This is a genomic window from Paucilactobacillus kaifaensis, from assembly GCF_005405145.1.
GTDB lineage: Bacteria > Bacillota > Bacilli > Lactobacillales > Lactobacillaceae > Paucilactobacillus > Paucilactobacillus kaifaensis.
In genome coordinates, this window is record NZ_BJDM01000016.1 from 40,191 (window position 1) to 48,426 (window position 8,236).

At 36.4% G+C, this 8,236-nt stretch carries 10 protein-coding genes; 7 read left to right on the plus strand and 3 right to left on the minus strand.

Annotated features, from left to right (window positions below; translation table 11 throughout):
- The first annotated feature begins 14 nt into the window (after window positions 1-14).
- The 4 genes from FFM51_RS06960 (at window position 15) to FFM51_RS06975 (ending at window position 4,333) form a co-directional block, all read left to right on the plus strand.
- Complete coding sequence (locus FFM51_RS06960) at window positions 15-1,505, plus strand: sugar ABC transporter ATP-binding protein (RefSeq protein ID WP_137597914.1); 1,491 nt, start codon at window positions 15-17, stop codon at window positions 1,503-1,505.
- Window positions 1,498-2,466 carry an ABC transporter permease subunit gene (locus FFM51_RS06965; protein WP_137597915.1) on the plus strand — a complete coding sequence of 323 codons (969 nt, stop codon included), beginning with the start codon at window positions 1,498-1,500 and terminating at the stop codon, window positions 2,464-2,466. Before FFM51_RS06960 ends, FFM51_RS06965 begins: the two co-directional genes overlap by 8 nt.
- A 15-nt stretch (window positions 2,467-2,481) precedes the next feature.
- Window positions 2,482-3,429, plus strand: coding sequence for a substrate-binding domain-containing protein (locus FFM51_RS06970; RefSeq protein ID WP_137597916.1), 948 nt, complete (start codon window positions 2,482-2,484; stop codon window positions 3,427-3,429).
- A gap of 328 nt (window positions 3,430-3,757) precedes the next feature.
- Window positions 3,758-4,333: an RNA polymerase sigma factor gene (locus FFM51_RS06975; protein WP_137597917.1), complete on the plus strand. Its 576-nt coding sequence runs from the start codon at window positions 3,758-3,760 to the stop codon at window positions 4,331-4,333.
- An 82-nt stretch (window positions 4,334-4,415) separates the two neighbouring features.
- Here the strand turns inward: FFM51_RS06975 and FFM51_RS06980 are convergent, their stop codons facing one another.
- On the minus strand, window positions 4,416-4,778 hold the full coding sequence (locus tag FFM51_RS06980; protein WP_170999588.1) for a fluoride efflux transporter FluC: 363 nt from the start codon (window positions 4,776-4,778) through the stop codon (window positions 4,416-4,418).
- Window positions 4,778-5,167, minus strand: coding sequence for a fluoride efflux transporter FluC (locus FFM51_RS06985; RefSeq protein WP_137597919.1), 390 nt, complete (start codon window positions 5,165-5,167; stop codon window positions 4,778-4,780). The genes FFM51_RS06980 and FFM51_RS06985 overlap by 1 nt, the downstream gene beginning before the upstream one ends.
- A gap of 185 nt (window positions 5,168-5,352) precedes the next feature.
- On the opposite strand from FFM51_RS06985, the gene FFM51_RS06990 reads away from it, so the two are divergent.
- Window positions 5,353-5,874: a dihydrofolate reductase family protein gene (locus FFM51_RS06990; RefSeq protein ID WP_137597920.1), complete on the plus strand. Its 522-nt coding sequence runs from the start codon at window positions 5,353-5,355 to the stop codon at window positions 5,872-5,874.
- Between the two features lie 15 nt (window positions 5,875-5,889).
- The gene (locus tag FFM51_RS06995; protein WP_137597921.1) at window positions 5,890-6,738 is read left to right on the plus strand and encodes a DUF3114 domain-containing protein; all 849 of its coding nucleotides are present in this window, start codon (window positions 5,890-5,892) and stop codon (window positions 6,736-6,738) included.
- A gap of 53 nt (window positions 6,739-6,791) precedes the next feature.
- On the opposite strand, the gene FFM51_RS07000 is transcribed toward FFM51_RS06995, so the two are convergent.
- The gene (locus tag FFM51_RS07000) at window positions 6,792-7,142 is read right to left on the minus strand and encodes an iron-sulfur cluster biosynthesis family protein (RefSeq protein ID WP_137597922.1); all 351 of its coding nucleotides are present in this window, start codon (window positions 7,140-7,142) and stop codon (window positions 6,792-6,794) included.
- 141 nt (window positions 7,143-7,283) lie between these two features.
- Between FFM51_RS07000 and FFM51_RS07005 the strand changes: the two genes are divergently transcribed.
- Entirely contained in the window at window positions 7,284-8,132 is an 849-nt protein-coding gene (locus FFM51_RS07005) for an aldo/keto reductase (protein WP_137597923.1), read from the plus strand.
- The last annotated feature ends 104 nt before the right edge of the window (window positions 8,133-8,236 follow it).

Below are 8,236 nucleotides of genomic sequence, written 5' to 3' on the forward strand. Positions count from 1 at the left end.
GAGGTGTAAAGATAATGCAAATTGAAATGAAAAACATTTCTAAATCATTTGGTCCAAATAAAGTTTTGCGAGATGTTAACTTTTCAATTCACGCTGGTGAAGTTCACGCCTTAATGGGTGAAAATGGAGCTGGAAAATCAACGCTGATGAATATTCTCACTGGTTTGCTAGATTTCGATGGTGGTCATATTTTAGTTGATGGACAAGAAACGCGCTTTAAAAACGCGTTAGATGCTGAGCATCACGGCATTGCTTTTATTCATCAAGAAATGAATAATTTTGCTGAAATGTCAGTAGTTGAAAATATGTTTTTAAATCGCGAAATTAAAAAAGGTTTTGGCATGCTTGACATGAAAGAAATGAAAAAACAAGCCAAAGCAGCTCTAGCTAAGCTGGGAGCAGATATTCCCGTTGATATTCCAGTGGGCACATTAAGTGTTGGTCGGCAGCAAATGATTGAAATTGCGAAATCTTTGATGAATAAAACACAAGTATTGATCATGGATGAGCCAACGGCCGCGTTAACAGAAAATGAAATCGCTAAATTATTTGAAATTATTCGATCTTTAAAGAAACAAGGCGTTGCCATAATTTATATTTCACATCGAATGGAAGAAATTTTTCAAATTAGTGATCGTTTAACTGTTATGCGAGATGGGCTATCGGTTAACACTTATATGACAAAAGATACCGATGTTAAACAAATTGTGCATGACATGGTTGGCCGTGAAATGGGGGACTTTTACCCAGGTCGTAATCCTAAATTTGGCGAGGTCTATCTTAAAGCAGAAGGATTAACTAGTGCCGGAGTATTTAACAATGTTAATTTTGAAGTTCATTCTGGTGAAGTACTTGCGTTTTCTGGATTAATGGGAGCTGGCCGAACTGAAATTATGCGTGCTATTTTTGGAATTGATAAACTCGATAGCGGCAAAATTTGGGTAAAAGGTAAAGAAGTTCACATTACCAGCCCAGAACACGCTATTCAAAATAACATCGGATTTGTAACCGAAAACCGTAAAGATGAAGGTTTGATTTTAGATGCTTCGTTATCAGATAACATCGATTTACCAAGCATTGATGGGTTTGTCAAAAAAGGATTTATCGATAAAAAAGCTGATCAGGATTTTGTCAATATGCTTATGAAACGGTTGGGTGTTAAAGCACAAAGTTCGAAAGATGCTGCCAGCAGTTTGTCCGGTGGAAATCAGCAAAAAGTGGTGTTAGCTAAGTGGGTTGGTTCGGGTTCTCAAATTCTAATTTTAGATGAACCGACTCGTGGGGTTGACGTTGGTGCTAAGCGGGAAATCTACGATCTGATTAATGAGTTAACTGATCGGGGCACAGCCGTTATTATGGTTTCTAGTGACCTGGATGAAGTTTTAGGATTCAGTGACAATATTGCTGTTGTTTACGAAGGTAAAATTCAAGGTGAAATTGCAACAAAAGATGCGACACAAGATAAAATAATGACACTGGCGACAGGAGGAGAACTCGATGAATAATACCGAAACAAAAAGAAAGTTTAATGTGGGTGAGTTTTACGCCAAACTAGGACCACTAGCTGCATTACTCATACTAGTTATTTTGGTTAGTGTGCTAAATAGTTCGTTTTTGAATGTTAATAACATAATGAACTTGTTGCAGCAAATTTCTGTTAATGCATTAATTGCGTTTGGAATGCAGTTTGTTATTTTGACTGCAGGAATTGATTTGTCCGTTGGGTCCATTTTGGCGTTAAGTGGTGCGTTTGCTGCTCAGATGATTTTAATGGGGATGCCACCATTACTAGCGTTTCTAGTCGGAATGATCGCTGGAGCAATTTTTGGTGCATTTAATGGGCTGCTGATTGCTTACGGTAAAGCTGCACCATTTATTGTAACGTTGGCTACAATGGCAATTTTTAGAGGTGCAACTTACGTTCTGACTAATGGTAACCCAATTACTGGACCAAAAATGAATAGTAGTTTTTCATTCCAGTTTTTAGGTCAAGGATACTTATTTGGAGTTCCATTCCAGGTCTACATCATGATTGTTTTGTATGCGATTGCATATCTGTTGCTACACAAAACAACCTTTGGGCGTAAAACTTATGCCTTAGGTGGTAATGAAAAAGCGGCATTTGTGGCCGGCGTTAACACTAAGAAGTTGTTAATCTTGATCTACACTATTGCTGGATTCTTATCCGCTGTTGCTGGGATGATTTTAACTTCTCAATTAGCATCCGCACAACCTGATGCAGGTACTGGTTATGAAATGGATGCAATTGCTGCCGTTGTTTTAGGGGGAACTTCTCTTGCCGGAGGAAAAGGAAAGATGTTTGGTACTCTGGTTGGTGCTCTGATTATCGGAGTATTGAACAACGGAATGAACTTACTTGGGATTTCTAGTTTTTATCAACAAATTGTTAAAGGAATTGTAATTCTTATCGCTGTCTTACTAGATCGTAAGCAATCACAAAATTAACGGGGGCTTTTCAAAATGAAAAAAAGTACAAAACGCTTATTAAGTTTATTCACAGTTTTTGCAGCATTTTTAATGGTGTTATCTGGCTGCGGTGCAGCTTCAGTTGGCAATAACAATAATGATAAAAAAGTTACAAAAAAAGCGGCTAAGAACGTTAAAATTGGGGTGTCATTGTCAACACTTAGCAACCCATTCTTTGTGAACGTTAAAAAGGGAATTGATACTGAAGCTAAAAAGAACAATTCTAAGGTTGAAACATTTGATGCTCAAAATGATAGTTCAAAACAAAACAACCAAATTCAAGATTTAATTACTAAAAAAGTTGATGTTATTATTGTCAATCCGGTTGATTCTGATGCAATTGTGCCAGCTGTCAAAAAGGCCAATCAAGCTGGAATTCCTGTTATTGCCTGTGACCGTGGTTCAAACGGTGGTAAGTTAATGACAACTGTTGCTTCTGATAACGTTAAGGCTGGTAAGATGGCTGCTGAATTCTTACAAGATCAGCTTGGTGACAATGCTAAAGTAGCTGAACTAGAAGGAACACCAGGTGCTGATGCTGCAGTTCAGCGTGGAAAAGGGTTTGACAATGCCATTAAGGGTAACCTTGACTTAGTAACAAAGCAAAGTGCTAACTTTGATCGTGCTAAAGGGCTGAACACAATGCAAAATATCTTACAAGCACACTCTGATATTAAAGGTGTCTTTGCACAAAATGATGAAATGGCATTAGGTGCGGTCAAGGCAATCAAAGATCAAGACATAAAGATTGTTTCAATTGATGGAACTCCTGATGGTATGACAGCCGTGAAAAATGGACAAATTGATGCGATTGTAGCACAGCAACCTAAGACAGAAGGAAAATTAGCTGTTCAAGCTGCCTACAAGTATTATCAAGGTAAAAAAGTTGATAAGACAATTGCATCACCAATTCATTTAGTTAAGGCTGATGATGTAAAATAAAAAAATAAATGTTGAAGACTAGAAATAGAAGCTCAGAACGCAACTTGTTCTGAGCTTTTTTAGTCTAAAATGATATTTAATTACTTCTGTTTAAATAGAATATGACATACATCTTTAATAACCATAAAATACTAGATGGGATAATAATGAGCAAACAAAATAATTTGCCCATTAAATTTTTATAATGCTCACCATATATTCATAATTAGACGTATATTCAACTGATTTTGCATAATAAACATATGTTCCCTTGTATAGGAAATCTACTTGGGTATATTTAATAGTGATAATAATTAATATCAAATTTTTTAGATTTCGGGGAGAATTTATGTTTATTACTGCAGAGCACTCTGATTCTGACATGGAATTACTCACGCGATTTATCGCCGGAGATTCAGTCAGCTTTACAGCATTGTTTGAACGGTATTTACCGTTGGTACACAAAATGGGGCGCCACTATTATTTTCAAGATGTGGATCGGGAAGATTGGGAGCAAGAGGCACGGATTGTGATGTTAAAAACAATTCGGTGTTATAAGGCTAGTTTGCAAGTTGATTTTGGTTATTATTATAAGGTTAATCTGAAACACCGGGCCTATGATATTATTCGACAAGAAAATGCTGCCAAGCGAGTGCGGGAAGAAAACCGAGTTAACTTAGAAGCAGAAGGCTTTCATGAAAGCTTGATTGATTACCATCAATGCCCGCCGGATGATTGCATAATGTGTCATGAAAAAATGAAAGAGTTTTTGGCTCGCTGTTCACCGTTTGAAATTGAAGTTTTTCGACTAGTGCATTCTGGATGGTCACAAGATGCGGTTGCTCAAAAATTAAACTGTAATTGTCGCAAAATTACGAGTGCCCTCGATCGATGTCAAAAGAAATTAAACTTCCTACTACGTTAACAAGCGTAAATGCAATTATTTATTATTTAATTTAAAAAACCCACAAACTAGTGAAATAGTTTGTGGGTTTTTTAAGTGAGCTTTAAAGCCATATACCAATAATTGCAGCCCCTAATCCACCCATATAGGTGGCAATGCCATAAATTAAACAAGTAGAATAATGTTTGTTTTGCCACAACATAATTAGCTCGTTATTAAAAGTAGAAAAGGTCGTAAAACCACCTAAGAACCCAGTTGATAATATTTTGATTACCCACGTTTGACTAAAGTGCCAAAATAGCGCTGCTAAAATGATTGAACCGCTAATATTAATTAAAAAAGTAGACACAGGGAAAGTAAACTTTTTAAAATGATTACTGTGATTGAATAATTTCATGATGGCTAGTCTGGCGCAGGCACCAAGGCCAGCAGCTAATCCGATCATTGTAGTCAATCCAACTCCCATTACCATTGCTCCCATCGTTTAAATAATTGTTTGCTGATCATAATTCCTAGCAGTGCCAAAATTATTCCGCCAATTATACTGGTTAAATCGTACAGAATAAATAAAGAATATTGTTGATGAGCTATCAATTTTAGTGCGTCAACACTTAACCCTGAAAATGTAGTAAATGCGCCAACAAAACCGACGCTTAAGCCGGAGATAATTGTGGGACTTAGCGGAAACGCAAGAGCTAGGTAGTGAACAACCAGTGAAAATAAAAAACACCCACTGAGATTAACAAGCAGTGTGCCTAAAGGAAATTGATTTGGTAGGACTAGTATTTGACTTATTAATGAACGGCAGATACCGCCCAGTGCCCCAAAGATTAGGACAGCGAGATACTTCCTCATATTAATAGACCGATTCCTTTACATAATAGTGAAAAGTATACGAGTTTTACCTGGGAAAATAAAGATTGAATACTGTTTTTTAGTTGGGAACTTCAGTTGAATATTTTTTTGAATTTAATTAGAACAGATAATTTTAGTTATAATTATTTTATTGCTAAACTGTAAATATAAAGCGAGGTGCAGTTATGAGAAAAGTTCAATTTTATGGGGCCACTTCATTAGATGGATATTTAGCGACGACAAATCATGACCTTCAATGGCTATTAGATACAGAGGGTGGGGAAAGTGCTAATTCAGACCGTTTTTTTAACCAGATTGACTCAACTATCATGGGGCGAAAAACGTATGATATTACTAAAGAAATGATGAACGGAGAACTGTTCTTTCCTGATAAAACCAATTATGTGTTATCGAGAACTCGTCAGGGAACGAAAAAAGATGCTATTTATTATCAGAAATCTCCGGTTAAATTAGTCCATGATTTATTGCAACAACCAGGTGGTAATATTTGGATTGTTGGTGGTGGTCAAATTGTTGCTGATTTACTGGCAGAGAACTTAATCGATGAATGGTGGATTCAGATTGCACCTGTATTACTGGGAGCAGGAATTCGACTTTTTCCTAGTGGCGACTATTCGACTCGGTTGGAATTAGTGGATGTAACCAGATATGATCAATTAGGCGAATTACACCTGCGGAAAAAATAAAGGTTAAATGTAATAATGGATAATAGAGATTCATTAGTTGGTTCACAAGCGTATACTGTTTTGCTAAAGCAAAAAATTAAAATCGCGAAATCCGTTGGTAATTATCAGTCTTTGTTGGAACAGATGTTGGTTCGATTAGGGGCTTATTTTGATGATCACGGTGATTTGAAGCTGGAAAACAAGTTCGCGCCATCACTTCAGCCTAACTCAGAATTTTTTATTGTATTATCGCGATTAGTTCAATTATCTTTTCCTCAGGGACTTGCTACTGGATCTACTGACACAGAGCAACTAAGAAAGCAGATTCATCAACTACGATATTACTTGGATTTGATTAACGTTTATTATCTTCGTCATACCTACCCGAACGAAAAAAATGATTGGCAACGACTGATTTGTTATGATGTAGATTGCTATAAAAATAATCAACCAATGAGTCAACCGGAGCCGGCGAGATTGCATAATAAACTTGATAGAATACTAAATGTACCACTAACGTTGGGCTGGAACATTAAACGTGTTTATGGTTTCCATGTCGAATTTATTTTGGATTGGCAGGGAAATTTTATGTATTTTGATTTGAAAAATGCTAACCGAATTTACCCGGGGCAAATTATTAATTGTAGTTCGTTTAATTATGCTAATCAAAATGATCAGCTTCATCGTTTTTTGGATGTTCACTATAATTCAGCCCAATCAATTAAGGATCCATCATTACGAGTGTTATTTAATCAAAATACGTATTCGCCATCAAAAGCAAAAGTATTTAATACTATTCGTGAAGTTAAACGGCAGTGTAGATTTAATTTTGAGCGAAGAATGGCAATTTGGGTTGCTGATAAAAAAGGTCGAGAAAATAACTAAATTTCTCGACCTTTTTCATGAATTGAAATATTTTTACACTTCTTTGAGCTAACCTATTTTCGTAGGTCCTGAATTTCTAGATTATCTTCAATTACTTCACCGTCATCAACTAAACTGAACAGATGATAATGTGGGTTAAAGTCAATTTTTAGGTTAGAGCCAAAAAATTCACTCGAATATCCTTTGGCATAAATTGGGCCAAGATTGGAATCAATTTTGAGATCATAATCTTGCATCGGCATTTGATCGGTAATCAAGATTAGTTTGAAGGCAATTTGAAGGGCTACTAAGCCATGGTGTGAATAAGGCCCAACGCCATCATCATAACTGAGTAAAATGTTTGTGTGGTCACTTAGTTTAGGCTCTAAGATAGATAGTGCTGATTCTGAAATGGTTAATTTCATTATAATACGCCTCCTAAAGTAATATTTAATGCTAGTATAACTGCTTATAATCAAATAACAACTGTTTTGTATTACAGAGTGTTTTTGATTTTGTAGTGGATTAAATAGTGCTAAAATTGGATCCAGTTAGGAGATGTTAGGATGAGTATTTTAACAGAAACTTTTACACTAGCAAATAAGGTTGAAATTCCTAAAGTCGGGTTTGGTACTTGGCAAATTCCGGGTGGCAAGACAGCTTATGATGCCGTTGCTAATGCTTTGAAAGTTGGTTATCGTCATATTGATACTGCCCAGGCGTATGCTAATGAAAGTAGCGTCGGAAAGGCCATTAAGGATTCTGGCATTAAACGTGAGGATATTTTTGTCACTTCAAAATTACCTGCTGAAATTAAGACATACGATGGGGCTTTGGCAGCCTTTGATAAAACGATGGATAATTTAGGTTTAAAATATCTTGATTTATATTTAATTCATGCGCCATGGCCATGGTCTCAAATTGGGACTGACCATGATCGTGATAATGTTGAAACGTGGAAGGCCATGGAAAAAATCTATCAGAGTGGTCGTGTAAAATCAATTGGGGTGTCCAACTTTAACGTGCATGATTTAAAAAATATTTTGGAAAGTGCAACGGTAACACCGTTTGTTGATCAAATTCAATATTATGTGGGTTATACAGAACCTAAGATTACTAAGTTTGCTCAAGAACAAGGCATGTTAGTTGAAGCATATTCACCACTTGCAACCGGCGACTTAATTAATAATCCTAAGATTCAGGAAATGGCAGCTAAGTATGATGTCAGTGTTGCACAATTAGCATTACGATTCGTTATTGAAAATGGCGTACTGCCACTGCCAAAAGCTACTAGTGAAGAACATATTGAAGCCAATGCGCAATTGGACTTTTCGATCAGCGCTGAGGATATGAATATTTTAAATTCAATGCCAGATACGGCACCAAGTCACACGCACAACGGAACCCAGGGATAAACAAAGGCGACTAATAAAATCTCTGCTATGCACTAGGCCCTGTCAAGTTGACAGATGAAATAATAAAAAATTGAATCTGTTTCTAAGCGGCTTCATTCCAGTAT